Source organism: Micromonospora sp. IBHARD003 (genome assembly GCF_056106285.1).
On record NZ_JBWBBX010000001.1, the window covers coordinates 4,221,007 to 4,246,596 of the forward strand.

General features: G+C 68.5%; 26 protein-coding genes. 13 read left to right on the forward strand and 13 right to left on the reverse strand.

The window, feature by feature from the left end:
- Window positions 1–27: 27 nt before the first annotated feature.
- From ACTWOL_RS18750 to ACTWOL_RS18765, 4 genes are all read right to left on the reverse strand, one after another.
- A complete protein-coding gene (locus tag ACTWOL_RS18750) occupies window positions 28–462 on the reverse strand; it encodes an SsgA family sporulation/cell division regulator (RefSeq protein WP_474297885.1) in 435 nt (144 codons plus the stop codon).
- Window positions 463–866: 404 nt separating this feature from the next.
- Window positions 867–1,241: a helix-turn-helix domain-containing protein gene (locus ACTWOL_RS18755; protein ID WP_474297886.1), complete on the reverse strand. Its 375-nt coding sequence runs from the start codon at window positions 1,239–1,241 to the stop codon at window positions 867–869.
- A gap of 386 nt (window positions 1,242–1,627) precedes the next feature.
- Window positions 1,628–1,843, reverse strand: coding sequence for a DUF5326 family protein (locus ACTWOL_RS18760; protein WP_474297887.1), 216 nt, complete (start codon window positions 1,841–1,843; stop codon window positions 1,628–1,630).
- 145 nt (window positions 1,844–1,988) lie between these two features.
- Window positions 1,989–2,306: a cupin domain-containing protein gene (locus ACTWOL_RS18765; protein ID WP_474297888.1), complete on the reverse strand. Its 318-nt coding sequence runs from the start codon at window positions 2,304–2,306 to the stop codon at window positions 1,989–1,991.
- A 51-nt stretch (window positions 2,307–2,357) separates the two neighbouring features.
- Between ACTWOL_RS18765 and ACTWOL_RS18770 the strand changes: the two genes are divergently transcribed.
- The 5 genes from ACTWOL_RS18770 to ACTWOL_RS18790 all read left to right on the forward strand — a co-directional run bounded on the left by ACTWOL_RS18770 (window position 2,358) and on the right by ACTWOL_RS18790 (window position 6,255).
- Window positions 2,358–2,738 (forward strand): phage holin family protein, encoded by a 381-nt coding sequence (locus ACTWOL_RS18770; RefSeq protein WP_474297889.1) that lies wholly within the window; start codon window positions 2,358–2,360, stop codon window positions 2,736–2,738.
- Window positions 2,739–2,745: 7 nt separating this feature from the next.
- Window positions 2,746–3,252 (forward strand): low molecular weight protein-tyrosine-phosphatase, encoded by a 507-nt coding sequence (locus ACTWOL_RS18775; RefSeq protein WP_474297890.1) that lies wholly within the window; start codon window positions 2,746–2,748, stop codon window positions 3,250–3,252.
- The gene (locus ACTWOL_RS18780) at window positions 3,249–4,511 is read left to right on the forward strand and encodes a cystathionine gamma-lyase (RefSeq protein ID WP_474297891.1); all 1,263 of its coding nucleotides are present in this window, start codon (window positions 3,249–3,251) and stop codon (window positions 4,509–4,511) included. The genes ACTWOL_RS18775 and ACTWOL_RS18780 overlap by 4 nt, the downstream gene beginning before the upstream one ends.
- A gap of 215 nt (window positions 4,512–4,726) precedes the next feature.
- Window positions 4,727–5,623: a LysR family transcriptional regulator gene (locus ACTWOL_RS18785; RefSeq protein WP_474297892.1), complete on the forward strand. Its 897-nt coding sequence runs from the start codon at window positions 4,727–4,729 to the stop codon at window positions 5,621–5,623.
- Window positions 5,624–5,775: 152 nt separating this feature from the next.
- Window positions 5,776–6,255 (forward strand): NUDIX domain-containing protein, encoded by a 480-nt coding sequence (locus ACTWOL_RS18790; RefSeq protein WP_474297893.1) that lies wholly within the window; start codon window positions 5,776–5,778, stop codon window positions 6,253–6,255.
- Window positions 6,256–6,372: 117 nt separating this feature from the next.
- On the opposite strand, the gene ACTWOL_RS18795 is transcribed toward ACTWOL_RS18790, so the two are convergent.
- Window positions 6,373–7,881 carry a globin domain-containing protein gene (locus tag ACTWOL_RS18795; RefSeq protein WP_474297894.1) on the reverse strand — a complete coding sequence of 503 codons (1,509 nt, stop codon included), beginning with the start codon at window positions 7,879–7,881 and terminating at the stop codon, window positions 6,373–6,375.
- Between the two features lie 640 nt (window positions 7,882–8,521).
- Between ACTWOL_RS18795 and ACTWOL_RS18800 the strand changes: the two genes are divergently transcribed.
- Both ACTWOL_RS18800 and ACTWOL_RS18805 read left to right on the forward strand, forming a co-directional pair.
- Window positions 8,522–9,067, forward strand: coding sequence for a hypothetical protein (locus ACTWOL_RS18800; protein ID WP_474297895.1), 546 nt, complete (start codon window positions 8,522–8,524; stop codon window positions 9,065–9,067).
- Window positions 9,068–9,071: 4 nt separating this feature from the next.
- Window positions 9,072–9,944 carry a GNAT family N-acetyltransferase gene (locus ACTWOL_RS18805; protein ID WP_474297896.1) on the forward strand — a complete coding sequence of 291 codons (873 nt, stop codon included), beginning with the start codon at window positions 9,072–9,074 and terminating at the stop codon, window positions 9,942–9,944.
- A 23-nt stretch (window positions 9,945–9,967) separates the two neighbouring features.
- Here ACTWOL_RS18805 and ACTWOL_RS18810 read toward each other — a convergent pair whose 3' ends face one another.
- Window positions 9,968–11,182 carry an MFS transporter gene (locus tag ACTWOL_RS18810; protein ID WP_474297897.1) on the reverse strand — a complete coding sequence of 405 codons (1,215 nt, stop codon included), beginning with the start codon at window positions 11,180–11,182 and terminating at the stop codon, window positions 9,968–9,970.
- 193 nt (window positions 11,183–11,375) lie between these two features.
- Between ACTWOL_RS18810 and ACTWOL_RS18815 the strand changes: the two genes are divergently transcribed.
- The gene (locus ACTWOL_RS18815) at window positions 11,376–11,840 is read left to right on the forward strand and encodes a MarR family winged helix-turn-helix transcriptional regulator (protein WP_474297898.1); all 465 of its coding nucleotides are present in this window, start codon (window positions 11,376–11,378) and stop codon (window positions 11,838–11,840) included.
- 56 nt (window positions 11,841–11,896) lie between these two features.
- On the forward strand, window positions 11,897–12,349 hold the full coding sequence (locus tag ACTWOL_RS18820; RefSeq protein ID WP_474297899.1) for an N-acetyltransferase family protein: 453 nt from the start codon (window positions 11,897–11,899) through the stop codon (window positions 12,347–12,349).
- A 117-nt stretch (window positions 12,350–12,466) separates the two neighbouring features.
- Here the strand turns inward: ACTWOL_RS18820 and dnaB are convergent, their stop codons facing one another.
- Window positions 12,467–13,954, reverse strand: coding sequence for a replicative DNA helicase (dnaB, locus tag ACTWOL_RS18825; RefSeq protein ID WP_474297900.1), 1,488 nt, complete (start codon window positions 13,952–13,954; stop codon window positions 12,467–12,469).
- Window positions 13,955–14,376: 422 nt separating this feature from the next.
- Between dnaB and ACTWOL_RS18830 the strand changes: the two genes are divergently transcribed.
- Window positions 14,377–15,714 carry an MATE family efflux transporter gene (locus ACTWOL_RS18830; protein WP_474297901.1) on the forward strand — a complete coding sequence of 446 codons (1,338 nt, stop codon included), beginning with the start codon at window positions 14,377–14,379 and terminating at the stop codon, window positions 15,712–15,714.
- Between the two features lie 182 nt (window positions 15,715–15,896).
- Here the strand turns inward: ACTWOL_RS18830 and rplI are convergent, their stop codons facing one another.
- The 4 genes from rplI to rpsF form a co-directional block, all read right to left on the reverse strand.
- Window positions 15,897–16,343, reverse strand: a complete 447-nt coding sequence (gene rplI / locus ACTWOL_RS18835; RefSeq protein ID WP_474297902.1) for a 50S ribosomal protein L9 — start codon at window positions 16,341–16,343, stop codon at window positions 15,897–15,899.
- 18 nt (window positions 16,344–16,361) lie between these two features.
- Window positions 16,362–16,598: a 30S ribosomal protein S18 gene (rpsR, locus tag ACTWOL_RS18840; RefSeq protein WP_005315025.1), complete on the reverse strand. Its 237-nt coding sequence runs from the start codon at window positions 16,596–16,598 to the stop codon at window positions 16,362–16,364.
- Between the two features lie 69 nt (window positions 16,599–16,667).
- Complete coding sequence (locus ACTWOL_RS18845) at window positions 16,668–17,246, reverse strand: single-stranded DNA-binding protein (protein ID WP_474297903.1); 579 nt, start codon at window positions 17,244–17,246, stop codon at window positions 16,668–16,670.
- Between the two features lie 72 nt (window positions 17,247–17,318).
- Complete coding sequence (rpsF, locus tag ACTWOL_RS18850) at window positions 17,319–17,609, reverse strand: 30S ribosomal protein S6 (protein ID WP_100108075.1); 291 nt, start codon at window positions 17,607–17,609, stop codon at window positions 17,319–17,321.
- A gap of 290 nt (window positions 17,610–17,899) precedes the next feature.
- On the opposite strand from rpsF, the gene ACTWOL_RS18855 reads away from it, so the two are divergent.
- The 3 genes from ACTWOL_RS18855 (at window position 17,900) to ACTWOL_RS18865 (ending at window position 20,825) form a co-directional block, all read left to right on the forward strand.
- A complete protein-coding gene (locus ACTWOL_RS18855) occupies window positions 17,900–18,217 on the forward strand; it encodes a hypothetical protein (RefSeq protein ID WP_474297904.1) in 318 nt (105 codons plus the stop codon).
- 343 nt (window positions 18,218–18,560) lie between these two features.
- A complete protein-coding gene (locus ACTWOL_RS18860) occupies window positions 18,561–19,679 on the forward strand; it encodes a lipid II:glycine glycyltransferase FemX (RefSeq protein WP_474297905.1) in 1,119 nt (372 codons plus the stop codon).
- 111 nt (window positions 19,680–19,790) lie between these two features.
- Window positions 19,791–20,825, forward strand: a complete 1,035-nt coding sequence (locus ACTWOL_RS18865; protein WP_474297906.1) for an alanine racemase — start codon at window positions 19,791–19,793, stop codon at window positions 20,823–20,825.
- Window positions 20,826–20,953: 128 nt separating this feature from the next.
- Here the strand turns inward: ACTWOL_RS18865 and ACTWOL_RS18870 are convergent, their stop codons facing one another.
- On the reverse strand, window positions 20,954–22,450 hold the full coding sequence (locus ACTWOL_RS18870) for a glycosyltransferase family 87 protein (protein ID WP_474297907.1): 1,497 nt from the start codon (window positions 22,448–22,450) through the stop codon (window positions 20,954–20,956).
- 126 nt (window positions 22,451–22,576) lie between these two features.
- Window positions 22,577–25,303 (reverse strand): transglycosylase domain-containing protein, encoded by a 2,727-nt coding sequence (locus ACTWOL_RS18875; protein WP_474297908.1) that lies wholly within the window; start codon window positions 25,301–25,303, stop codon window positions 22,577–22,579.
- Between the last annotated feature and the right edge of the window lie 287 nt (window positions 25,304–25,590).

Sequence of the window (25,590 nt, forward strand, 5' to 3'; positions counted from 1 at the left end):
CCCGCCTTCGGTCCTTCCCCGCGGTACTCAGCCGGCGTTCTCCTCCGCGAGGATGCGTCCGAGCGTCGCCTCCAGATGCTCGTCGAAGTCGCCGAGCGTGCACTCCTGTCCGAGCGGGACCAGCTTGTCCGTACGGTCGAGGAAGGCGATCAGGGGCGCGGCACTCACCCGGAACAGGGCCCGTTCGCCGCCGACCTGGAGCCGGATGGAGACGTCGGACACCCCGTCCGGGTCGGTCGGCGCGATGCGGACATCACCGTCGCCACTGGGTCCGTTGATGCCGTCCAGAAGCAGTTCACGAGCGAAGGCCCAGGTCACAGGCGCGTCGCCGGGCAGGTGGAAGGTCATCCGGACTGCATACGGATCGCCCGTCTCATATCGGAGCTCCACCGGGATCCGGAAGGAGAGCTCCTCGGAGACCAGGAAGCTCATCAGGACCTCGGCCCGAACCGACTCTCGCATCAGTACCCCGCAGTAGAAGAAAACGGCCAAGGAATGCTCTGACTCGGCCCTCTTGCCCGCCATCGTGCTGCACACACCGGGAGATCACAAGGAGTGATTTTTCAGATACTGATAGAGACCAGGCGTGCGTTGATCGGCCTTTCGATCCGGCGCACGACCTCGCGCCCTGTCGGCGGCGTCGTTTCTCCCGGTGAAACCTGGGAAGGGCGCCGCAGAGACGCGCCGGACGCCGGTCGGCTCCACGAAGGCAAGGGCCGTCCAAGACGTGCCCAGCGCATATTCCTATTCCTTCCCCGCTTATATGTGCGTCCGGTCGCATCGCGCGTGATCGCGGCGCGGGGCGTTCGGGGACGCCACGGACGTCAGTGACCGTGGTGGCCCGGCGAAGAGACGTCAGGGGAAGGTCAGGGGACTGCTGCCGAGTAGGCCACGATCTCGGTCCCGGATACGGGGCAGACGGCGAAGCAGTCGTGCGCGCCCGTTGCGCCGGGCCGGCGGACCGGTGCCTCCCCGTTCCCGTCGCGACGATTCTGCAGCGCACCCCCGGCCGCGAGCCGTACAGCCGCCTCGCCGAGGAAGAACACCCCCTCCTCACGCCGGAGATATCCCTCGTGCGTGAGGGTCCGCAGCAAGTGGTACGCGGTGGGCAGGGGCAGGCCGGCTTCACGTGCCAGTTTTTTGGCTGGGGCGCCGGCCGCATGGGAGCCCACGGCCTCGAGCAGCCGCAAGGCGCGCTGCACCGAGCCGATCAGCGTGGGGGGCGCCGGGGCCACGGTCACCGGGCCAGCGGACACCGCGGACCTATCCGGATCCGCGGACGGCGCCGGTTCGGGGGCCGGTGCGGCACGCACCGGAGGAGGGAGGGCAGAGGCAGAAGCCGTCGGTGTCGCTGGAGCCAAAGGTCACCCCCGAGCGTGGTGACGGGCGGCATGCCCGCCCGCGGGGGCCGCCCCCGCGCGCCCGCCGCGCTCCCTCGGGGTGGGTCCGGACCGCCTGGATTCACCCACCGAAACAGCCGAGGAAGTCCCGCAAACCGCTGCTCACTGCGATCGTGGGCCCACGATTCCCAGGGACCGGCAGACGCCTGCCACTCTAATGGCAGCCCCCGTTCGGCCGTATGGTTTCACGTTCACCGTTCCCTCGGGCGGGCTAATGTGCGGACGCGCTACCACTCGCTGCGCGATGACGACGAGGAGCTCATGAACTTCCGTACGACGTAAACGAGCCCACCGACGAGCGCCGCGAACACCAGCACCTTGAAGAGCAGTCCGATGACGAATCCGATCACGCTCGCGATCACCCCGCCGAATACCAGGAGGGCGATCAAAGGGATCGCAACCCACTTCACCCACCAGGGCATCCCCGCCAATATCTCCCGCACCGCCATCGTCCTTACCTCGTTTCCCTGAGTCGTCCCGGCACGTTGCCCGACTGCCTTCGATGCTAGGGGTGCCAGGAGGGCCGGCGGGGCCTCCGCAGCCCTTGAACTCCCCTGAAGCGACCCCTAGGGGCCTTTTTGGGCAGGGTCAGCTTTCAGGGGGAGAGAACACGACGAGGACCCGCAGGTCCTCGGTGATCTGGTGGAACTTGTGGGGCACACCGGCCGGGACGTAGACCACGCTTCCCCGCCCGACCTGTGTCGTCTCCGTCCCGACCGTGATCGAGGCACGGCCGCTGACCACGAAGTAGATCTCGTCCTGACCGTGCGGCTGCTGGGGGTCCAGTTCGCCGGCGTTCAGCGCGTAGAGCCCGGCCGACATGTTCCTTTCGCGCAGGAACTGCAGATACGCCCCGTCGTTGGCGGTGCGCTCCGCCTCCAGTTCGTCCAGTCGGAATGACTTCATCGCCTGTCTGCCCCTGCACTTGTCCCGATCTCGTCTGCCACGATCAGACACATGAAGAATTTCGTAGTCAAGACGCTCGCCAACGCCGGGGCTCTCGCCGTGGCGATCTGGATCATCCACGACATAACACTCACCGGAGACAGCACCGGCGCAAAGGCCCTGACACTGGTCCTCGTCGCGCTGCTCTTCGGACTGGTGAACTTCCTGGTCAAGCCGGTCGCCAAACTGCTCACACTCCCGCTCTTCATCCTCACCCTCGGGCTGTTCACGCTGGTGATCAACGCCCTTATGCTGCTGCTGACCTCATGGCTCGCCGGCAAGCTGGACCTCGGCTTCCATGTCGACGGTTTCTGGACAGCGGTGCTGGGCGGCCTCGTCATCTCGATCGTGTCGTGGGCACTGAACGTCGTGCTGCCCGACGACAAGGACTGAGCACCCCATGTCCCGCTCCCCCGCCGCCTTCTCCGTCTGCTTCGTCTGTACGGGCAACATCTGCCGCTCGCCCATGGCCGAGTCCGTGTTCCGCGCTCACGTCGAGGAAGCCGGACTCGGCGGCCTCGTCGCGGTGGACAGCGCCGGCACCGGTGGCTGGCACGAGGGCGACGGCGCCGACCACCGGACCGCCGCGGTCCTGACGGCGAACGGCTACGCGTCCGGGCATGTGGCCCGGCAGTTCCGGGCCTCCTGGTTCGCCCGGCTGGATCTGGTGATCGCCCTCGACGAGGGGCATCTGCGCGAGCTGCGACGGCTCGCCCCCACACGGGCCGACGCCGCCAAGGTGCGGCTGCTGCGCTCCTACGATCCGGCCGCCCTGGGCGGTCTCGATGTACCCGACCCCTATTACGGCGGTATGGACGGGTTCGAGGAGTGCCTGGAGATGGTGGAGGCGGCGAGCGAAGGGCTGCTCGACGCCGTACGGAGCGCTGTTGAGGAGCGGGCGGCATGAACGACGGGCCGACGACGCACACCGGACCGGGTCCGGAAGACCACCGGCCGGTTCCCGGCTGGAACGAACCGGCGGTCCCGGTGGCCCTGGGCGAAGGCACCAGGGCGGTGCGAGCGGGCCTCCCCGAGGCGAAGAAGCACGAACCGGCGCTGCCCGGCCCCGTCTTCGCCGCCCACTACCACCTGCCCGGCGAGCCGACGGGACCGTACGCCTACGGGCGCGACGACAACCCGACCTGGACGCTGCTTGAGCGTGCCATCGGTGAACTCGAGGCACCGGAAGCCGGCGGACCCGACACCGCAGGCAGCACCGCGAGCGGTGTCGCGACCGATGCCGCGCAGGGTGTCGAGACCGTCGTCTTCGCGTCCGGAATGGCGGCGATCTCCGCGGTGCTGCTGTCCCATGTCCGGGCGGGCGACGCGGTGGTGCTCCCCGCCGACGGCTACCAGGCGCTGGCCCTGGTACGCGAGCAGCTCGAGGCCTACGGTGTCGAGGTCCGTACGGCCCCGACGGGCGGCGACGCACAACTGGCCGTGCTCGACGGTGCGAAGCTGCTGTGGATCGAAACCCCGTCCAACCCCGGACTCGATGTCTGCGACGTACGACGGCTGGTGGCCGCGGCACACTCCGGCGGGACCCTGGTTGCCGTCGACAACACCCTGGCGACCCCGCTCGGCCAGCGCCCGCTGGCGCTCGGCGCCGACTTCGCCGTGGCCAGCGGCACCAAGGGCCTCACGGGCCACGGCGATCTGCTGCTCGGCTATGTGGTCTGCCGCGACGCCGGGGCAGCGGCGCGGGTGAGGCGCTGGCGCAAGATCGTCGGCGCGATCCCGGGTCCGATGGAGGCCTGGCTCGCGCATCGCTCGCTGTCCACACTGCAGCTGCGGATGGACCGCCAGTGCGCGAACGCGCTCGCCGTCGCCCGGGCCCTGGAAGTGCGCGCCGAGGTGAGCGGGCTGCGCTACCCCGGGCTGCCCGACGACCCCTCGCACCCCGTCGCGGCGACCCAGATGCAGCAATTCGGCTCGGTCGTCTCCTTCACTCTCCCCGACCGGGCCCACGCCGAGCGCTTCCTGGCCCGGCTGCGTCTCGTCGACGACGCGACAAGCTTCGGAAGCGTCCGCTCCAGTGCCGAACGCCGGGGGAGATGGGGCGGTGACGCCGTACCCGAAGGCTTCATCCGCTTCTCGGCGGGTGCGGAGGACACGGCGGATCTGGTGGCGGACGTACGGCACGCGCTGGACGCGGCGGCGCGCTGAGAGACGAAGGCCCCCCACCAAGACCGGGGCGCATGGTGCGGAGACTGCGGAGGGTACGCGTGGGCTCTCGAAAGGGGACGGTCCGAGCCTCCCCCCTCATGGCTCGGACCGTCCCGTTCCGCCGCGGATAACCGCCCGAACAAGGCTAGTTGACTCTGCGTCAGTGTCCAATCACACCAACGACAGCGACCTATCGACTTATTTATAGTTGGACGATGGACTTGGCCTTGCTGCGCACATTCGTGACGGTGCACCGGGCCGGCTCGTTCACCCGCGCCGCCGCGTTGCTCGGACTCTCCCAGCCCGCGGTGACCAGCCAGATCCGTACCCTGGAGCGCCAGCTGGGACGGCCGCTCTTCCTGCGGAGGGCTCGTGGCGTCACCCCCACGACCGTCGGCGACGAGCTCGCGCACCGGGCCGCCCCGCATCTGGACGCCCTCGTCGAGATCGCCGAGGCCGGGCTCGACGACGAGTCGGAAATCCGCACCCTCCACCTGGCAGGACCGCCCGAGTTCACCTCGCTGAGAGTGCTTCCGGCGCTCACCGCGCTGACCGCGCAGGGCCTCGCGCTGCGGACATCCTTCGCGGGAAGCGCCGAGGAGGCCCTCGAAGGGCTCGCGGCCGGACATCACGATCTGGCCATCGCGACGGCCCGTCCTCGCGGGGGACTGCTCACCGCGACTCCGCTCTGCGACGAGGAGCACGTCCTCGTCGCCGCGCCCCGCTGGGCGGCACGGCTGGGCCCCGAGCTGCTGCGGGACAAGGACTCCCTGGTGCTCGAGCAGCTGCCGGTGGTCGAGGTGCATGAATCCCTGCCCTTCGTCTCCCGGTACTGGTCCGCCGTCTTCGACAGCCGTCCGGCCGCGGCGGCGACCGTCATCGCACCGGATCTCCGGGCGGTCAGGGAGTCCGCGGCGTCCGGAGCCGGACTCGCCGTACTGCCGCGCTATCTGTGCGAGCGCGATCTGGAGAGCGGTCGGATCGTGGCGCTGCTCGAGCCCGATGTGCCACCGCTGCGTACGTACTTCCTCGTCGTCCGCGCGGGCACCCTCGCGCTGCCGCACATCGCCCGTGCCCACGACACACTGATGCGGGCCGCGGCCGGCTGGTGACGGTGGCAGGACGGCCGGCGGTCATGCCGGTCGCCATGGCGTGGCGGTCACAGTGGCGTTCACGGTCACGGTGCTGTGAACGCGGGGTGACACCGAGCGATGGCAGGGTGGATGAGAGTTTCAGAATGGGTGCGGTGGGCCACTCTCTTGCCATGACCGAACGGCCAGTGGTCAAGCGCACCGCACGCGCCATCCTGCTCGACGGCGACGCTCTCGTCCTGATCAAGCGCACCAAGCCGGGCCTGAATCCGTACTGGGTCACTCCGGGCGGCGGGGTCGAGCCCTCCGACGCCACCGTGGTCGACGCACTGCACCGGGAAGTGGACGAGGAACTCGGTGCCAAGATCGTCGATGTGGTGCCCTGCTTCGTCGACACCGTCGAGCACATCGTGGACGGAGGGGTCGCGGGCGTGAAGGTCCAGCACTTCTTCGTCTGCAGGCTGGTGTCGATGGACGAGTCACGGCGCCATGGTCCCGAGGTGGACGATCCCTGCGGCGAGTACGAGATCGTCCGCGTGCCCTTCAGCCGCGTCGGCATCGCCGCCGTCCATCTCGTGCCGCTGTCCCTGCGGCACTACCTGGACGGCAACATCGAGGGCGTGCGCGCGATGCACGCTCCGGATCTCGGCTGACCCGGCCCGATGTGCGGTTCCGGACGTGCGGACCGAACGGGACGATCCGCACGGGACAGGCGAACGGACGGCTCCGCACCCGTGCGTCACGCCGCCCCGGCCGGACGCGGTGCGGGGCTACTCGGCCGCCGCGACAAGATCTTCGAGGGAGTCATGACGGATCCGCTCGAAGGGAATCCCGACTCCCCGGAGAGCGTGCACACCACTGCGGATCATGCCGATCGGTCCGGAGAGATAGGCGTCGTACTCGTTCCACGGGCCGTACTCGCGCACCGCGTCCGGCAGCTGGGTCCTGCCGTCGACGACCGCACGCACATGGAGCCAGGGATGGCTCTGCTGGAGCCGCAGCATCGTGTCGATGTCATAGAGGTCGTGATCGCTGCGCGCCCCGTAGAACACCTCCACGGGACGGTGCTCGCCGTGCTCCGCGACGTCCTCGACCAGCGCCTTGATCGGGGCTATTCCGGTGCCGCCGCCCAGACACAGCAGCCCGCTGTCGGTGGAGTGGTCCACGGTCATGGACCCCGCGGGCGCACCGAGACGCAGCACATCGCCGGGGCGGGCGTGGTGGACGAGCGCGTTCGAGACCCAGCCGGCGGGGACGGCCTTGACGTGGAAGGACAGCAGCCCGTCGGCCCGCGGGGCACCGGCGAACGAGTAGTGCCGCCACACCCGCGGCCACCACGGCGTCTCCAGACTTGTGTACTGGCCGGCCAGGAAGGGATACGGCTGGTCCGGGCGGACGGTGACGACCGCGATGTCGGAGGTCCTGAGGTCGTGCGAGACGACCTCGGCATGCCACCAGGCCGGCGCGTGCCGCTCGTTCTCCGCTGCTGCGTCGATCATGACCTGAGAGATCGTCGTGTACGTACGGACCCAGGCGGCTTCGACCTCGGCGTTCCAGCCGAGCGTGGCATAGCGGCTCAGCGCGCCGATGAGGGCTTCTCCGACGGCGGGATAGTGCGCGGGCTGGGTGCCGTACTTGCGGTGCCCGCGACCGAGGTGCCTGAGGTAGTCGACGAGCACCGCGGTGTTGTCCATGTGCTCCGCCGCCGTGAGAAGGGCCTTGAGCAAACGATCCCTCTGGGTGTCCATCGCGGCGGGGAAGAGCGCACGCAGTTCGGGATGCCGCACGAAGAGCAGCGCATAGAAGTAGGAAGTGACCTTGTCCGCGACGGGGGCTATCTCCGCCAGGGTCTGCCGCACCAGGATGGCGTCCGGCGACGCATGGGCATCCTGTGTGCCGCCGGGGAGGGTCGCGCCGGCCTCCGGAACGGCCGCTGGGCGGGATATGCCCTCGGGGCCGAGCGGCGGGGGCAGGGGGGTGTGGAAGCCCCGGGCCTGGGGCACCCGGTCGCCGGGCACCGTCTGCTCGCCGTGAGCCGGAGGGCCGTACGGTGGCATCGCCGCGGCTCGTTCGGCTCCGGTCCCGACGGGCCGTATCGCCGCCACGGGACGAGCCGGCTGGGCTGGGCCCTCGCCGCCCTCTCCTGCGGCATCGCCGTCCGTATGCGGTTCCGGGTGGCCGGCGGCTCGCTTACGACGGGTGAACCAGTCACCCCCGCCGCTCTCACCGTTCTCGCCTGAAGTGCCGTTGTCCGCCGACGTGGTGGCCGGAGCGTCCATTGTGTGCCTCGCCTCGAGCATCTTTCGGTCGGTCTACGCACTTCCGCTGACCCGGAACGTGCCTCAATTCCCCCGCTCTGTCTCAAGAGCACTGCCGGCCCACACTAACCTTTGCCGTAGAGGGAATCGGGACGAGGGGGACGGAATTGTGACACTGCCCGCAACACCTTCGCCGCAGCATGCCAGGCAGCTACGCCCACGGGGACAAACAACGGAAAGTCCGCGTATCCACGCCCGTTCTCCCGTTAGGCTGCCTTGCCCCCCATGTCCATAGCGCGGCTCGCCCAAGCCCGGGTCCGCTCTCCCCCCGAACCGCCAGCAGTTTCACACCAGTTCCGCACGCCTCCGACAGATCATTCCCTCTGTGCGCGTATGGCGAGCCGGGACAGATGATGGTCTGCATTCACCGTCACCGCAACGGTGCACGGTGACCACACGGGGTGCACCGGATACGGAATCGTCTTCCGCCACGCGAACACCGCGCATCGCCCCGGACCCCGTACCAAGCGGATTCCCGGCCTTCCTCTCCAGGTCACCTGCGGAATGAGACGCTTGGCGCTCGACTACGCCGAGGCTCGTACACGCGGATACTCCCGCCGTCAGACGCGAGAAATCCTGCTTCGGCGGCAACGTGTTTCACGTGAAACCACTCAAGCGCCCCGCACGACGGACCGTCCTCGTCGTCCATGTCTGCGCGTCGGCGGGCTGGCTCGGGCTCGCCCTGGGCCTTCTCGGGCTGAGCGCCGCGGCAGTCTCCTCCGGATCCGCCGATGTGGCCGAGGCCTCCTACCGCTCCATGGCCGTCTTCGCCGACTGGCTGATGATCCCGGTCGCCCTGCTGACCCTCGGCAGCGGTGTGGTGCTGTCGCTGGGCACGCCCTGGGGCCTTGCCCGGTATCGCTGGGTCTGGACCAAGTTCTGGCTGACGCTGATCACCACGGCGCTGACCGCATTCCTGTTGCGGCCCGGGGTGAACACGGCCGCGGCCGAGGCTGCGGCCGGGGAACCGGTGACCGACCCTTCCGGTCTGCTGGCGGCCCCGATCGTGTCCCTGTCCGCGTACCTCTTCATGACGGCGATCTCGGTCCTCAAGCCCTGGGGCATGACACAACGCGGTCGTCGTCTTCGGGTCTTGGCCAGTTCCGGTAAAGCGCTGGACGAGCGATCACCCCGTCCGACAGCCTGACCCTATGTCAACACCGCTCGGCGAACTCCCCATCCGGCGTCTGACCAAGGCAGACCTGACCTCCTGCGCCGATCTCTCGGAGGATCGCGGCTGGCCTCGCGAGGAACACAAATGGGGGCTGTTGCTGGCCGCGGGGACCGGGTACGGCATCGACGACCCTTCCGGAAAGGGACTCGTCACCGCCTGCGTCGTGACGCGTTACGGGCCGGGGCCAGGGCAGCGGGGCGGACTCGACGCCGTCGGCATGGTGCTCGTGGCCGAACGGTTCGCCCGCCAGGGTGTGGGGCGGCGCCTGATGAGGCACATCATGGCGGAGGCCGGTGACACACCGCTCACCCTGCACGCCACGCCGTACGGCCGTCCGCTGTACGAAGGCCTGGGCTATGGGACCGTCGGCAGCGCCGAAATGGTCCGGGGCCCCTTCCATCTCACCGGACCGGCGCCACGGGCCCTGACCCGGCCGGCGACCGCGGAGGACCTTCCCGGAATCCTGCGTCTGGATGCCGAGGTCTTCGGCCTGGATCGCACGCATGTGATCACCAGGCTTCCCGCTTTCGCCGACCAGCTGAGGGTCGCGGAGTCCGACGGTGTCCTCACGGGCTATGCGGCGGCCTGGCCCAATATGGAGACCCATGTGGTGGGCCCGCTCATCGCTCGTGACACCGACACCGCGAAAGCTCTGGTCGCCTCGTTGGCGGCGGGCAGTGACCGGCCGCTGCGTACGGACATCGACGTACACCATGGGGAACTGCTCGACTGGCTGAAGGCGTGCGGGCTGTCGACGGTGGCCTTCAACACCGTGATGCTCCGGGGTGCCGGGGAGCTCCCCGGTGACAGGAGCCGTCGCTTCGCGCCGCTGACGGTCGCCGCGGGCTGAGCCTCTGCCGGGGGCGGGCTCGCTCAGTGACGGACCATGGAGGCCGCCCGCGACTTCCCCGGTGCCCCGGCCGCGATCCTGCTGCCCCGGCGGCCGGCACCTCGCTCCAGAGCGGCGGACAGGACGGCGAGTCCCAGCGCCGACGCGGCGAGTACGGCACCGACCCAGTTCGGAGCGGTGAGGCCCAGCCCTGCCGCGATCACCAGTCCGCCCAGCCAGGCTGAGAGCGCGTTGCCGAGGTTGAAGGCGCCGATGTTGACGGCCGATGCCAGCGTCGGGGCACTGGACGCCTGGTCCAGGACCCGCTTCTGCAGCGGCGGCACGGTGGCGAAACCCAGACCGCCGATGAGGACGATGGTCACCGCTGCCGCGATCTTGTTGTGGGCGGTCAGCGTGAACAGCGCCAGCACCAGCGCGAGTGCTCCGAGCGACACGTACAGCAAAGGCATCAGCGCCCGGTCCGCGAACTTCCCTCCGACCAGATTGCCGCCCACCATGCCGAGGCCGAAGAGCACGAGCAGCCATGTCACCGAGGAGCCTGCGAAACCCGCGACCTCGGTCATCATCGGCGTGATGTAGGTGAGGGCGGCGAAGACACCGCCGAAGCCCAGCACGGTCATCGCCATGGCCAGCAGGACCTGCACATTGCGGAAAGCACCGAGCTCATGCCGCAGATGCACCCCTTCGGGCCGGGGCTGTTCCGGCACCAGCCTCGCCACGCCCGCGAGGCCCAGCACACCCAGTGCCGCGACGACGAGGAACGTCGTACGCCAGCCGATGCTCTGGCCGATGAAGGTCCCCAGGGGGACACCCACGACATTCGCGACGGTCAGACCGGTGAACATCGTGGCGATGGCGCCGGCCTTCTTCTCCGGGGCGACCAGATCTGCGGCGACCACCGAGCCGATACCGAAGAAGGCGCCGTGCGCGAGCGACGCCACGAAACGGCCCGCGAGCATCACACCGAAGACCGGAGCCACGGCGGAGATCACGTTCCCGGCGATGAACAGCCCCATGAGCACCATCAGCATGCGCTTACGGGAGACCTTCGTCCCCAGGACCGTCATCAGGGGAGCGCCGATGACGACGCCGAGGGCGTAGCCCGTGACGAGATAGCCGGCGGTCGGAATGGACACCTGGAAGTCGTCCGCGACCTCGGGCAGCAGTCCCATGATCACGAACTCGGTGGTGCCGATACCGAATGCCCCGATGGCCAGGGCGAGGAGCGCGAGCGGCATGGGTGTCACACCTTCCGGGAAGATTGCATCTGCGCCTTACGAGCGTCCACAATAATTGCAGACGCCGATTACTTGCAAGCGCGGGCTATTGCAAGGATCGTCTATCCTGGCGATACGCCCGGAGGCGCGGTGCCGGCGGACCCGCCCCGCCCCATGGCGCTCCCGGGCCACCGGACAACCCACGGAGAGACCGATGACGACCACGGACCCCGCACTCACCGCCCTCGCCCAGGGCTGGTGCGCCCTCTCCCTGCTGCACGGCCGGATCGAAGCCCACCTCGAGCGGGTCCTGCAGGCCGCGCACGACCTGAGCGTGCGCGAGTACTCCCTGCTCGACGTCCTCAGCCGCCAGCACAACGGGCCGGGTGGGCATCTCCAGATGAAGCAGGTCGCCGACGCCGTCGTCCTCAGCCAGAGCGCCACCACCCGCCTGGTCAGCCGGCTGGAGGACCGCGGACTGCTCAGCCGCTATCTCTGCGTCACGGATCGTCGCGGCATCTACACCGATGTCACGGAGGCGGGCCTGGCCCTGCTCGCCGAGGCACGGCCGACGAACGACACCGCGTTGCGCGCGGCGCTCGACGAGGCAGCCAAGAACCCGGAACTCGCGCCTCTGGTCAGAACGCTCGAAGAGCTGCACCTTCCGGCAACCCCATAGGGCTTCGCGCGTCCGGACATCGGGTCTCCCGCAGGGACGCCCCTAAGCTGGGGATCATGAGCGATCTTCAGATAAGGCCCGCGTCCGCCGGCGACATCCCTGCCATCGTGGCCATGCTCGCGGACGACCCTCTGGGTGCCGGGCGCGAGTCCCTGGACGATCTCACTCCGTACCTCTCCGCCTTCGAGCGGCTGGCGGACGACCCCAACCAGCATCTCGTCGTGGCCGAACGGCAGGGCCACGTCGTCGGCACCCTCCAGCTCACCCTGATGCCCGGCCTGTCCCGGCAGGGCGCGACCCGCTCGATCATCGAGGGCGTACGCATCCACGCCGACGAGCGCGGCAGCGGCCTCGGCACCCAGCTCATCGGATGGGCCGTCGACGAATCCCGCAGGCAGAACTGCCAGTTGGTGCAGCTGACGAGCGACACCAGCCGCGTCGACGCCCACCGCTTCTACGAACGCCTCGGCTTCGAGGCCTCCCACGTGGGCTTCAAGCTGATGCTCTGAGCACGGTCTCACGCCCTCGGTGCCGGTCATGGGCACCGGTCTCGGGTATGGGTCGCGAGTGTCGGAACAGCGGCATGGCGCGCGCACCGTGGTGCCGCACCCTGAGGTGCACGGACCTTATGTCTGCGCCATGTCCACGAAGCGTGAGTAGTGGCCCTGGAAGGCGACCGTGATGGTCGCCGTCGGACCGTTTCGGTGCTTGGCCACGATCAGGTCCGCCTCGCCGGCACGGGGCGACTCCTTCTCGTAGGCGTCCTCACGGTGCAGCAGGATGACCATGTCCGCGTCCTGCTCGATGGAGCCGGATTCACGCAGGTCGGAGACCATCGGCTTCTTGTCCGTGCGCTGCTCGGGGCCACGGTTCAGCTGGGAGAGCGCGATCACCGGGACCTCGAGTTCCTTGGCCAGCAGCTTGAGGTTACGGGACATGTCCGAGACCTCCTGCTGACGGCTCTCCGCCCGCTTGGAACCGCCGGACTGCATCAGCTGGAGGTAGTCGATGACGACGAGCTTCAGATCGTTGCGCTGCTTGAGGCGGCGGCACTTGGCGCGGATCTCCATCATCGACAGGTTCGGGGAGTCGTCGATGTAGAGCGGCGCCTGGGAGACGTCGGGCATCCGGCGCGCCAGGCGGGTCCAGTCCTCGTCGGTCATCGTGCCGGAGCGCATGTGGTGCAGCGCCACCCGCGCCTCGGCGGACAGCAGGCGCATCGCGATCTCGTTGCGGCCCATCTCGAGGGAGAAGATGACGCTGGGCAGATTGTTCTTGATCGACGCGGCGCGGGCGAAGTCCAGCGCCAGCGTGGACTTGCCCATCGCGGGACGGGCGGCGATGACGATCATCTGGCCGGGGTGCAGACCGTTGGTGAGGGAGTCGAAGTCGGTGAAGCCCGTCGGGACGCCCGTCATCTCGCCACTGCGTGAGCCGATCGCCTCGATCTCGTCGAGCGCGCCCTCCATGATGTCGGCGAGCGGCAGATAGTCCTCGCTGGTGCGCTGCTCGGTGACGGCGTAGATCTCCGCCTGCGCCGAGTTCACGATCTCGTCGACGTCCCCGTCGGCGGCGTATCCCATCTGGGTGATGCGCGTGCCCGCCTCCACGAGCCTGCGCAGCACCGCCCGCTCATGGACGATCTCCGCGTAGTACGACGCGTTGGCCGCGGTCGGCACCGACTGGACGAGGGTGTGCAGATACGAGGCTCCGCCGACCCGGGTGATCTCACCGCGCTTGGTCAGCTCCGCCGCGACCGTGATGGGGTCGGCCGGCTCGCCCTTGGCATACAGATCGAGGATCGCCTGGAAGACGGTCTCGTGTGCGGGCCGGTAGAAGTCATGGCCCTTGATGATCTCGACGACGTCCGCGATGGCGTCCTTGGAGAGCAGCATGCCGCCGAGGACGGACTGCTCGGCGTCGAGGTCCTGCGGCGGCACCCGCTCGAACCCGCCAGGAGCTCCGTCGTCCCAGGGCCCGCTCTCGTGGCCGCGCTCGTGCTGCTCCTCGCGGCCCCGGCCACGGCCCTCGCCACGGCGCGGGCGGGAGACGGGCAGACGGGCCCCCGGACCGACGTCGGCCCAGGGCTCGTCCAGGGGCTCGGGAATGGTCACCGGCCGCCTCCTCCTGTCCGCTCAACGGACCTCACCGTGCCCTCTTTCTTACGGCACGCCACTGACAAAACGAACCGCCCGACTCCGCCTCCGGCGCGTCGGGCGCCGGTCCACGTTAGGGCTGCGGGCACCGTCAGCCAATCTGGTTATCCACAGGCCATGTGGACGAGGGACCAGATGCTGTGGAGAACCGGGCGCAACCTGTGCACGGACCGGGGGACAGCACTGTGGACAACAAGACGGCCTCTCCAGAGAAGCACCTCTGACCTGCATGTTTTCCATCCACCGGCTGTGGGGGAGAAAAACTTTCCCAGCCAGACCAAGATCAGAACAAACGGCGCACAGCAGAAGGCGCGTCTCACCCCTTGGTAATGACCAGAAGCGCTTTGCATCTCTTACCTGTGGAAGATTAGATTGAGCGCATGACTCAGGCTCCCGTGGCGCCGTCGACCGGCCGCCGGCAACACGACCGCGAGATCGTCGCGCTCGCCGTACCGGCGTTCGGCGCCCTCGTCGCCGAGCCGCTCTTCCTGATGGTCGACAGCGCCGTCGTGGGCCATCTCGGCACCCCCCAGCTCGCCGGCCTGGGGGTCGCCTCCGCGCTGCTGATGACCGCGGTGAGCCTGTTCGTCTTTCTCGCCTACGCCACCACTGCCGCGGTCGCGCGACGCGTCGGAGCGGGCGAGCCGAGCGCCGCCATCCGTCAGGGCATGGACGGGATCTGGCTCGCGCTGGTGCTGGGCGCCGCCGTCATCGCCGTCGTCCTGCCCACCGCTCCCTGGTTGGTCGAGCTCTTCGGTGCCTCCGACACCGCTGCCCCGTACGCCACGACGTATCTGCGCATATCCAGCCTCGGCATACCCGCGATGCTCGTCGTCCTGGCCGCCACAGGGGTGCTGCGCGGCCTCCAGGACACCCGCACCCCGCTCTATGTCGCCATCGCGGGCTTCGCCGCCAATGCGGGTCTCAACGCCGCGCTCGTCTACGGTGCCGGGCTCGGCATCGCCGGGTCCGCCTGGGGCACCGTGCTCGCCCAGTGCGGTATGGCCACCGCTTATCTCCTGGTCGTCGTTCGGGGAGCCCGGCGTCACGGCGCCACGCTGCGGCCCGATGCCGCGGGGATACGAGCCAGCGCCCGGGCGGGAGTCCCCCTGCTGGTCCGCACACTCTCCCTGCGCGCCGTCCTGATGATCGCGACTGCCGTGGCGGCCCGTCTCGGCGACACCGAGATTGCCGCACACCAGATCATCCTCTCCCTCTGGACCCTCACGGCCTTCGCCCTGGACGCGATCGCCATCGCCGGCCAGGCGATCATCGGCCGTTATCTGGGCGCCGAGGACACCGAAGGCGCACACCAGATGTGCCGCCGCATGGTGCGGTGGGGGATCGTCTCAGGCGTGGTGCTGGGCGCCTCGATCGTGGTGGCCCGTCCCCTCTTCATCCCGTTGTTCTCCGGCGACCAGGCCGTCCATGACACCCTGCTGCCGGCACTGCTGGTGGTGGCGCTCTGCCAGCCGGTGGCCGGAGTGGTGTTCGTCCTGGACGGCGTACTGATGGGCGCCGGCGACGGTCGTTATCTGGCAGCGGCGATGCTGGTGCCCCTGGCGGTCTTCGCTCCCGCCGCTCTGCTCGTTCCCGCCCTCGGCGGCGGACTGACCGCGCTCTGGTGGGCCATGACGCTGATGATGACCGTCCGCATGCTGACCCTGTGGCTCCGGGCCCGCTCCGGCAGGTGGATGGTGACGGGAGCGACCCGCTGAGGAGCATCGGCATCAGCCATGCGCTCCTGACTCCCCGCACCCTTTGAACCTTCGACTCACGTTTCACGTGAAACGGCCTCGGCACAGCCGGCACGGGAAACAACGCACAGGAAAGCCAGAGGGAAAAGCGAGAAGGCCGCACCCCAACGGATGCGGCCCTCTCAGGCTCTACGAGCAGTCGCTCAGGCGGCGACAACCTCGACGCCGAGCTTCGCGGCGACCTCAGGGTGCAGACGCACGGACACCTGGTGCGAGCCCAGGGTCTTGATCGGCGAACCGAGCTCAACACGACGCTTGTCGACATCCGGGCCACCGGCGGACTTGATCGCCGAAGCGATGTCAGCCGGGGTGACGGAGCCGAACAGGCGGCCGGCGTCGCCGGAGCGAACGGCCAGGCGCACCTTGACGCCCTCGAGCTTGGCCTTGATCTCGTTGGCCTGCTCGATGGTCGCGATCTCGTGGATCTTGCGAGCGCGGCGGATCTGCGCGACGTCCTTCTCGCCACCCTTGGTCCAGCGGATCGCGAAACCACGCGGGACCAGGTAGTTGCGAGCGTAACCGTCCTTGACGTCGACGACGTCGCCGGCAGCGCCGAGGCCAGAGACCTCGTGGGTGAGGATGATCTTCATGTCGTGGTCACCCTTCCCTTAGCGCGCGGTGGACGTGTAGGGCAGCAGCGCCATCTCACGGCTGTTCTTGACGGCCGTGGCGACGTCACGCTGGTGCTGCGTGCAGTTGCCGGTCACGCGACGGGCACGGATCTTGCCACGGTCGGAAATGAACTTCCGCAGCATGTTCGTGTCCTTGTAGTCCACGTACGCGGTCTTGTCCTTGCAGAATGCGCAGACCTTCTTCTTCGGCTTGCGCACAGGCGGCTTCGCCATGGTGTATCTCCTGTGTGATCAAGAAGTGGGGGTACGAGCTGCCCCGGGGTCGTCCGAAAGGACCGGCCCCTAGAAGGGAGGCTCGTCCGAGTAGCCGCCGCCGGAGCCGCCGCCCCAGCTGCCACCGCTGCCGCCGCCCTGCTGCTGGCCGCCGGCCGGCGCGCTGGTGGCCCAGGGGTCGTCGGCGGGAGCACCGCCGCCCTGCTGCTGGCCACCGGGGCCGCCGCCCCAGTTACCGCCACCCTGCTGGCCGCCGCCGCCGTAGCCGCCCTGGCCACCACGGCCGGTGGTCTTGGTGACCTTGGCCGTGGCGTTCTTGAGGCTGGGGCCGACTTCCTCGACGTCCAGCTCGTAGACCGTGCGCTTGACGCCCTCGCGGTCCTCGTACGACCGCTGCTTCAGCCGGCCCTGCACGACGACGCGCATGCCTCGCTGGAGCGACTCGGCGACGTTCTCCGCCGCCTGACGCCAGACGGAGCAGGTGAGGAACAGGCTCTCGCCGTCCTTCCACTCGTTGGTCTGGCGGTCGAAGGTGCGGGGAGTGGACGCGACGCGGAACTTCGCGACCGCCGCACCGGACGGGGTGAAGCGCAGCTCGGGGTCGTCGACGAGATTGCCGACGACCGTGATGACGGTCTCGCCTGCCATGGGTGAACCTCTCGGCGGGATTGCTTCTGGCTGCTTGCTGCTACTCGATCCCGATAACCTCTGAGCGGATGCTCAGTGGGTTTCGGGACGGAGGACCTTGGTCCGGAGGACCGACTCGTTCAGGTTCATCTGGCGGTCGAGCTCCTTGACGACCGCAGGCTCGGCCTGCAGGTCGATGACCGAGTAGATGCCCTCGGGCTTCTTCTTGATCTCGTAAGCGAGACGACGACGGCCCCAGGTGTCGACCTTCTCCACCTTTCCGCTGCCCTCACGGACGACGGAGAGGAAGTTCTCGATCAGCGGGGAGACAGCACGCTCCTCGAGATCGGGGTCGAGGATGACCATCACCTCGTAGTGACGCATGTGGAACCCACCTCCTTTGGACTCAGCGGCCACGGTCGTTCCGTGGCAGGAGGGTCGTGATGCGTGAGCATCGATGTCTACGAGTAAATCAGGAGCCACTGACAATCGGTCTCGAGAACCGAGAATCCGAGTACTGGCCTGGGCAGACATCGGTGCGACGGTACACAGTACCCGCACACCCGCTTCCGGTTGAAATCCGGTGGCCCACGGCTGCACCCTGTACGCATCGGGTGTGGGCGGCGTCACAGTGCGCCGCCCTCCGCCAACGCGGGACCGCCAGGAGGTGCTTCATGGCACAGACAATGCGATCGAACCCCACAGGCTCCCTCTTCGCCACGGACGGCAAGCCCCATCCGCTCCAGGACACCCTGATGGTGGCCACCCTGGTTCTGGGTCTCGTGTCGTTCGTGACGGCCCAGTTCGACTTCCTGCATCTGCTCGCCTCGTGGACCGGTCTGCTCGGGATCCTGACCGGTGGCTACGGTCAGTTCATCTCCGTCACGACCCGCGAGCGCTTCGTCACCATCATCGGACTGGGCGCAGCGGGCGTCGGCTTCTTCCTCGGCATGGCACGCGGCGGTCTCTTCGGCGGTCTGATCGGCTACTAGTGCCGCGTCAGCCAAGGTTCGCCCCGTCGCGACGCCCGGCACGGCACCTCGCGGCGTTGCCGAATCAACCGCGTAAGCCCACTACGAGGTCGATCCGGCGCCTTGCGATGCTTCCCCTCGGCCCCCGAGGGCCTGGGGAGACCCCATGCACCGGACGCCACTCCTTGACGGGCAAACCTTGACTGACGCGGCACTGGGTCTGTACTGGGTCCCATCCGTCCCACGTCAGCTCCACTTTCTCCGCCCCCGCGACCACGCGGGGCGCTGTCTTGGCCCAGTAGGCTTCCGGCGAGAGCCGGAGCCCCTGTACCGATGGGGACACACCTGCCGAGGAGCGCCCCGCATGAGCCTGACCTTGAGGACCATCAGCCGAGAGCAGCATCTGGCGTACATCCAGAGCCTGCCGTCGGCGAGTCACTGCCAGGTCCCTGCGTGGGCGGACGTCAAGACGGAGTGGCGCTCCGAGAACCTCGGCTGGTTCGACAGGAACGGTGACCTCGTCGGTGCGGGTCTCGTCCTCTACCGCCAGCTGCCCAAGATCAAGCGGTACCTCGCGTACCTGCCCGAGGGCCCGGTGATCAACTGGTACGCCCCCAATCTGGAGGACTGGCTCCAGCCGATGCTCGCCCACCTCAAGAACCAGGGCGCCTTCTCGGTGAAGATGGGCCCGCCGGTGGTCATCCGGCGCTGGGACGCCCCCGCCATCAAGGCCGGCATCCAGGACCCCGACGTGAAGCGGCTGCGTGACGTCCAGGCGACCCACATCGAGCCGCGCGCCTTCGAGGTGGCGGACCGGCTGCGCAAGATGGGCTGGCAGCAGGGCGAGGACGGCGGTGCCGGCTTCGGTGACGTCCAGCCCCGCTACGTCTACCAGGTGCCGCTGGCCAACCGGTCGCTCGACGACGTCCTCAAGGGCTTCAACCAGCTGTGGCGGCGCAACATCAAGAAGGCCGAGAAGGCCGGCGTCGAGGTCGTCCAGGGAAGCTACGACGACCTCGCCGAGTGGCAGCGGCTCTACGAGATCACGGCGGTGCGCGACCGTTTCCGGCCCCGCCCGCTCTCGTACTTCCAGCGCATGTGGACGGTGCTCAACAACGAGGACCCGAACCGCATGCGCCTGTACTTCGCACGGCACAACGGTGTGAACCTGTCCGCCGCGACGATGCTCGTCGTCGGAGGCCACGTCTGGTACTCCTACGGCGCATCCGACAACATCGGCCGCGAGGTCAGGCCCTCGAACGCGATGCAGTGGCGCATGCTGCGCGACGCCTACGCCATGGGCGCCACGGTCTACGACCTGCGCGGCATCAGTGACTCCCTGGACGAGACGGACCATCTCTTCGGTCTGATCCAGTTCAAGGTCGGCACCGGCGGCGAGGCCGTCGAGTACGTGGGCGAGTGGGACTTCCCGCTCAACAAGCTGCTGCACAAGGCGCTCGACATCTATATGTCGCGCCGCTGATCATTCCGTAGGCTCGCTCGTACATCCGAGATATCGCTCGCACGTCCGACATCTCGCACGTCCGACATACCGACACACACCTGACCCCCGAGAAAGGTCCCGGTCCCGGCCATGGCGCTCTCCCTCTATGTCGACACCGCGCGCTGGCGGGCGCACCAGAAGTCGGTGATCGACCAGTTCCCCGGCATCGTCCCGGTCTGCAAGGGCAACGGCTACGGCTTCGGTCACGAGCGGCTCGCCGAGGAGACGACCCGCTTCGGGTCGGACATGCTGGCCGTGGGCACGACCTACGAGGCCGCTCGGATCAAGGACTGGTTCAGCGGTGACCTGCTCGTCCTCACGCCCTTCCGGCGTGGGGAGGAGCCCGTGCCCCTGCCGGACCGGGTCGTCCGCTCGGTCTCCTCGGTCGACGGGGTGCACGCGCTGGTCGGTGCGCGGGTCGTCATCGAGTGCATGAGCTCCATGAAGCGCCACGGCGTCTCCGAACAGGACCTGGCCCAGCTGCACTCGGGCATAGAGGACGTCCGCCTCGAGGGGTTCGCGCTGCATCTGCCGCTGGACCGCACGGACGGCTCGGACGCGGTCGAGGAGGTCATCGGCTGGATGGACCGGCTGCGGGCCGCCAGACTGCCGCTGCACACGATGTTCGTGAGCCATCTGCGTGCCGAGGAACTGGCGCGGCTTCAGCAGCAGTTCCCGCAGACCCGCTTCCGTGCGCGGATCGGCACCCGGCTGTGGCTCGGCGACCACGAGGCGACCCAGTACCGCGGCTCCGTCCTCGACGTCACCCCTGTCACCAAGGGCGACCGCTTCGGCTACCGCCAGCAGAAGGCCGCGTCCGACGGCTGGCTGGTCGTCGTCGCCGGCGGTACGTCCCACGGGGTCGGTCTGGAGGCGCCGAAGGCCCTGCACGGCGTCATGCCGCGTGCCAAGGGCGTCGCCCGGGCGGGTCTGGCCACCGTGAACCGCAATCTGTCGCCCTTCGTCTGGGCGGGCAAGCAGCGCTGGTTCGCGGAGCCTCCGCACATGCAGGTCTCCATCCTCTTCATCCCCGCGGACGCGCAGGAGCCCAAGGTCGGGGACGAGCTGGTGGCCCATCTGCGCCACACGACCACCCAGTTCGACCGGCTCGTGGACCAGTACTAGTCCCGGGACACCCGGGCCGAAGAGGTCCACGCTCCCTTCCGTGGGGCCTCGGTGCGGTTCCGGGGCCTCAGGGAACCGCGGGCGCGGCTCTGGGGCCCGGCTCACCCGGCCCCGGGGAGCCGGACCGGTCAGACGGCCGTGGGCCCACCGGTGCCCCATTCCACCCGCGGTCCCTCCACCGCATGGGCCGTGTGGCGCCCGGGATGCGCCGCACGGCCGAGCGCGAACGCGTCCGGCGCCCCGTCCAGCACACCGCCCGCAGGGTCGTCGGACCCGTCCCGGCGTACGACATCGCGCTCCGGCATGAGGATGTCCCGTACGACCACGGCGCACAGATACAGCGTCCCCAGCAGATGCACGGCGATCGCCACCTGGTAGCCCTCCGTCGGCAGCCCCTGGTGCTTGTCACCGCCGTTCGTGTACGCGATGTACATCCAGATACCGAGGAAGTACGCGACCTCGCAAGCCTGCCAGATCAGGAAGTCCCTCCAGCGGGGCCTGGCGAGCACGGCGAGGGGGATCAGCCACAGCACGTACTGCGGTGAATAGACCTTGTTGGTGAGGACGAACGCGGCCACGACCAGGAAAGCGAGCTGGGCGAAGCGCGGTCTGCGCGGTGCGGTCAGAGCCAGCCCCACGATGCCCGCGCACGCCAGGACCATCAGCAGCGTGGCGTAGGTGTTGACGAGCTCCACGTCCAGCCGCTCACCGGTGCGCTCCGTGATGATCAGCCAGAACGAACCGAAGTCGACCTGCCGCTCCTGGCTGAAGGTGTAGAACTTCTTCCACCCCTCGGGCGCGAGGAGCATCACGGGCACGTTCACCACCAGCCAGGCGCCGGCGGCGCCCAGCAGGGCCACTCCGTACTGCCGGTACTTGCCCGCCCTCCAGCACAGCACCAGCAGAGGGCCGAGCAGCAGCACCGGATAGAGCTTGGCGGCGGTGGCCAGCCCGATGAGGATGCCGAAGGCCAGCGACCGCCCCCGGGACCACATCAGCATCGCCGAGGCCGTGAGCGCGACGGCCAGCAGATCCCAGTTGATGGTGGCGGTGAGGGCGGCGGCGGGCGCGAGGGCGACCATCAGACCGTCCCAGGGACGGCGGCGCTGGGTACGGGCGACGCAGACCGCGACGACCGTGGCACAGATCAGCAGCATGCCCGCGTTCACCGACCAGTACATCTGCTCGCGGTACTGGAGGGATCCGTCGAAGGGCAGCGTGAGCCAGGCCGCGACCTGCATGAAGAGGCCGGTGAGGACCGGGTACTCGAGGTACTCCATGTCACCGCTCAGCCGGTCGAAGTACGGAATGAGCCCGTCCGCGAAGCCCCGGCCGACGAAGAGATGGGGGATGTCGGAGTAGCAGGCGTGGGTGTACTGCGAGGTGGCGCCCCGGAACCACGCCCACTCGTAGCAGGGGATCTTCTGCACCATGCCCAGGGCGAACATCCCGATCGCGACCAGCGCGACGACCCGTACCGGTGTGAACCAGCTGCTGCCGACCCGTGCAGCACGGCCCAGCGGACCGCCGATCAGCTCACTGCCCGCGGCGGCGACTTCGTCCTGCTGGGTGGGAGGCACCACCGGCCGGTCCTGGTGCACGGTCGTCTTCTGTGGGGTCGGCATAGGCCACATCCTGCCGTACGTCGCTGTCGATACGTCCGTGCCTGTGGACAACGGCGAGGGCCGCCGCGCCGGAGTGTGACAGCGCGGCGGCCCTCGGGGCGGGACGCGGGGAGCGGTGGGGCGGCATCAGCCGCCCGGGGCTCCGAAGATGCCTCCGTTGTTGCCGCCTCCCACGTTGTTACCGCCGTTGCCGCCGCCGCCCGCGGGCGATGAAGGACTGCTGCTCACGCCTCCGTCCGAGGCACCGCCGTTCGCTGCGCCACCGTCGTCGGTACCGACGGTGTCACCTCCGCCGTCCTGGCCTCCGGCGGGGTCGCACCTCCAGTCGAACCGGCCGCAGGACTGACTGGCCGACGGCGACGTGGACTTCGACGGCTCCGGATCCTCGGACGGGCTCTCCGACGGCTCCTCGGACGGTGACGTGGACGGGCTCGCGGAAGGCGAGGACAGACCACCGCCGAGGACGGACTCGGCGTCCAGGGGCTCGGGGTCCGGGAACCGCTCCACCTTCTTGCCCTTCAACGCAGCCGTCATGTACTCCCTGAAGATGTCCGACGGGAACGACGCACCGTGGATCTTCTGCTGACCACCGGTCCCGAACATCTCGAGGAACTTGCGGTTCTTGTTCTCCGCGTTGTCGTCGAGCCGGTACATGTCGACGGCGGTCACCAGCTGCGGCGTGTAGCCCACGAACCAGGCGGACTTGTTTCCGTCGGTGGTACCGGTCTTGCCGGCGACCTCTCGTCCCTCGACCTGGGCGTTGGTGCCGGTGCCCTTCTTGACGACGTCCGCGAGCACATCGGTCACATTGCTCGCGACGGCGGACGTGAACGCGGTCTTGGCCTTGTCCTCGTGCCGGTAGACGGTCCTGCCGCCCTTCTTGACCTCGGTCACCGAGTACGGGTCACGCTGCTTGCCGTTGGCGGCGAACGTGGAGTAGGCGCCCGCCATGCGGATCGCGCTGGGGCTGGAGATACCGAGCGAGAAGGACGGGACGTTGGCCTTGACCAGGCTGCTTTCCCGCAGGCCGGCGGTGACCGCGGCATCACGCACGGTCTCGATGCCGATGTCCATGCCCAGCTGGGCGAACGGCGAGTTGGCCGAGTGGATCATGGCTTCGCGCAGCGTGATGTCCTTGTAGGACTCCCCGCCGTCATTGGTCTGCAGCCATTCCTCGTTCTTCTCGTTGCGCCAGACGACGCCGTCATACTTCCTGATCTTGAGCTTGTTGGCCCCGTTGTACTTGCTCGTGTCGGGATCGACGCGGGTGCGGGTCGCGTCGGTCTGGTCGGGTCCGAGCTTGGGATCGCGGATACCGTCCCTCATGGCCGCGGCGAGGACGAAGGGCTTGAACGTCGATCCGACCTGCGCACCGGTTTCGTCGGCGTTGTTGGTGAAGTGCTTGGTCGCGTCCTGGCCACCGTAGATGGCGACGATCGCGCCGGTGTTCGGGTCCACCGAGGCACCGCCGAACTGGACGTGGGTGTCCTTGTCCGGGCGCTTCTTGGGATCGATGTTCTTGTTGTAGACGGCCTTGACCGCGTTCTCGAGCGCCTTGATCCGGTTCTTGTCGAAGGTCGTGCGGATCTCGTAGCCGCCCTTGGACAGGTCGTCGGCCGTGATGCCCTCGTCGTTGCTGTTGACGAAGTTGGCCTTGGCCAGATCGACGAGATAGCCGACCTGACCGCTCAGCTGGGCGTTCTTCTGCGGCTTCTCAACCTTGGGGAAGGTCTTGAAGGTGGCGCGCTTCGCGGCGTCGAGATGGCCGTCCTTGACCATCTCGTCGAGGATCCACGTCCAGCGCTTGGTGGCGCGCTCGGTGTTCGCCTGCGGGGTGGCCGCGGCGTCGATCGACGTGGCGCCGGACGGGTCGTAGTACGTGGCGCCCTTCAGAAGCGAGGCGAGGAAGGCGCACTGGCTGGCGTTGAGCTTCTTGGCGTCCACGCCGAAATAGGTGCGCGCGGCGGCCTGAAGTCCGTAGGCACCCCGTCCGTAGTACGAGGTGTTCAGGTAGCCGGCCATGATCTCTTCCTTGGTGAGATCGGCGCCCGCCCGCATCGAGATGAACAGCTCCTTGACCTTGCGGGTCAGGGTCTGCTCCTGGTTCAGCATGGCGTTCTTCACGTACTGCTGGGTGATCGTGGACCCACCCTGGGTCTGCTCGCCCTTCGCCATGTTGACGACGGCGCGGGCGATACCCATCGGATCGATGCCCGAGTCCGTCTCGAAGGTCTTGTTCTCCGCCGAGATCACCGCGTAGCGCATGTCCGCCGGGATCTCCTCGAACTCGAGGACCTGACGGTTGATCTCGCCACCCGTGGCGGCCATCTGGCTGCCGTCGGCGTAGTAGTAGACGTTGTTCTGGGCTGTCGATGCCTTGTTCGGGTCGGGTACGACCACCATCGCGTACGCGATGGTCCCCGCCGCCATCAGACTGCCGACGAAGGCCAGGGACAGCCCCGTCACGAGCTTCCATGACGGCACCCAGCGCCGCCAGCCGTACTTGTTGTGGCGGGGATAGTCGATCAGCCGCGGCTTGCCGGGATCGCCGCCCCGGCCGCGGCCGGGATCACCCTGACCGCCACCACCACCGCCACGGCGACCGCCGCCGTGGCCTCCGTAACCCGCTCCGCCGCCCTCGGCGGCCCTGCGGCGCCCGCCACGCTGTGCGGCGCGCCGGGCCTCGGCACGCCCGCCGTACGCCCCTTCCCGCCCGTGGGCGTCGGAAGGGGATCCGGTACTGGCATCCCCGTAAGGGGCTGCGCGACGGCCGGAAGGCTGCTGGGCTGCGCGCCTGGCCGCGGCACGTCCGCCACCCTGCGGCTGTGGCGGTTTGCGACGGTGCTCGCTCATCGAACGACTACTCCTCGGGCAGGCATACATGCCTGGAAGCGGTAGTTGAGATCCGGTCCCCCCGCATTGGATACGGACGAACCCGCTCCGGGGCTCATCCGCAATGCATCCAGGAGGAGGACGTTCAACGGTGCCCCTCGGTTCCCGGTGGTCTGCATGTCGCACAGACTACGCATGCACAGAACACACTTAATCGGGAAATTCACCCCTAAACCGGCAGCGCCATTGCTGCGAATTGACTATGTGACGCCGGTCACGAGTACCCCACTTGTCGCAGCAGCGACTAC

What these genes read in the sequence shown, in the direction of transcription:
- ACTWOL_RS18750 (WP_474297885.1), bottom strand. Translation starts at nt 462, where the DNA reads ATGCGAGAGTCGGTTCGGGCCGAGGTCCTGATGAGCTTCCTGGTCTCC.
- ACTWOL_RS18865 (WP_474297906.1), top strand. Translation starts at nt 19,791, where the DNA reads ATGGCGCTCTCCCTCTATGTCGACACCGCGCGCTGGCGGGCGCACCAG.
- ACTWOL_RS18815 (WP_474297898.1), top strand. Translation starts at nt 11,376, where the DNA reads ATGACGACCACGGACCCCGCACTCACCGCCCTCGCCCAGGGCTGGTGC.
- ACTWOL_RS18875 (WP_474297908.1), bottom strand. Translation starts at nt 25,303, where the DNA reads ATGAGCGAGCACCGTCGCAAACCGCCACAGCCGCAGGGTGGCGGACGT.
- ACTWOL_RS18810 (WP_474297897.1), bottom strand. Translation starts at nt 11,182, where the DNA reads ATGCCGCTCGCGCTCCTCGCCCTGGCCATCGGGGCATTCGGTATCGGC.
- ACTWOL_RS18790 (WP_474297893.1), top strand. Translation starts at nt 5,776, where the DNA reads ATGACCGAACGGCCAGTGGTCAAGCGCACCGCACGCGCCATCCTGCTC.
- ACTWOL_RS18870 (WP_474297907.1), bottom strand. Translation starts at nt 22,450, where the DNA reads ATGCCGACCCCACAGAAGACGACCGTGCACCAGGACCGGCCGGTGGTG.
- ACTWOL_RS18775 (WP_474297890.1), top strand. Translation starts at nt 2,746, where the DNA reads ATGTCCCGCTCCCCCGCCGCCTTCTCCGTCTGCTTCGTCTGTACGGGC.
- ACTWOL_RS18795 (WP_474297894.1), bottom strand. Translation starts at nt 7,881, where the DNA reads ATGGACGCTCCGGCCACCACGTCGGCGGACAACGGCACTTCAGGCGAG.
- ACTWOL_RS18780 (WP_474297891.1), top strand. Translation starts at nt 3,249, where the DNA reads ATGAACGACGGGCCGACGACGCACACCGGACCGGGTCCGGAAGACCAC.
- rpsR (WP_005315025.1), bottom strand. Translation starts at nt 16,598, where the DNA reads ATGGCGAAGCCGCCTGTGCGCAAGCCGAAGAAGAAGGTCTGCGCATTC.
- rpsF (WP_100108075.1), bottom strand. Translation starts at nt 17,609, where the DNA reads ATGCGTCACTACGAGGTGATGGTCATCCTCGACCCCGATCTCGAGGAG.
- ACTWOL_RS18785 (WP_474297892.1), top strand. Translation starts at nt 4,727, where the DNA reads ATGGACTTGGCCTTGCTGCGCACATTCGTGACGGTGCACCGGGCCGGC.
- rplI (WP_474297902.1), bottom strand. Translation starts at nt 16,343, where the DNA reads ATGAAGATCATCCTCACCCACGAGGTCTCTGGCCTCGGCGCTGCCGGC.
- ACTWOL_RS18845 (WP_474297903.1), bottom strand. Translation starts at nt 17,246, where the DNA reads ATGGCAGGCGAGACCGTCATCACGGTCGTCGGCAATCTCGTCGACGAC.
- ACTWOL_RS18770 (WP_474297889.1), top strand. Translation starts at nt 2,358, where the DNA reads ATGAAGAATTTCGTAGTCAAGACGCTCGCCAACGCCGGGGCTCTCGCC.
- ACTWOL_RS18830 (WP_474297901.1), top strand. Translation starts at nt 14,377, where the DNA reads ATGACTCAGGCTCCCGTGGCGCCGTCGACCGGCCGCCGGCAACACGAC.
- ACTWOL_RS18820 (WP_474297899.1), top strand. Translation starts at nt 11,897, where the DNA reads ATGAGCGATCTTCAGATAAGGCCCGCGTCCGCCGGCGACATCCCTGCC.
- ACTWOL_RS18855 (WP_474297904.1), top strand. Translation starts at nt 17,900, where the DNA reads ATGGCACAGACAATGCGATCGAACCCCACAGGCTCCCTCTTCGCCACG.
- ACTWOL_RS18765 (WP_474297888.1), bottom strand. Translation starts at nt 2,306, where the DNA reads ATGAAGTCATTCCGACTGGACGAACTGGAGGCGGAGCGCACCGCCAAC.
- ACTWOL_RS18860 (WP_474297905.1), top strand. Translation starts at nt 18,561, where the DNA reads ATGAGCCTGACCTTGAGGACCATCAGCCGAGAGCAGCATCTGGCGTAC.
- ACTWOL_RS18805 (WP_474297896.1), top strand. Translation starts at nt 9,072, where the DNA reads ATGTCAACACCGCTCGGCGAACTCCCCATCCGGCGTCTGACCAAGGCA.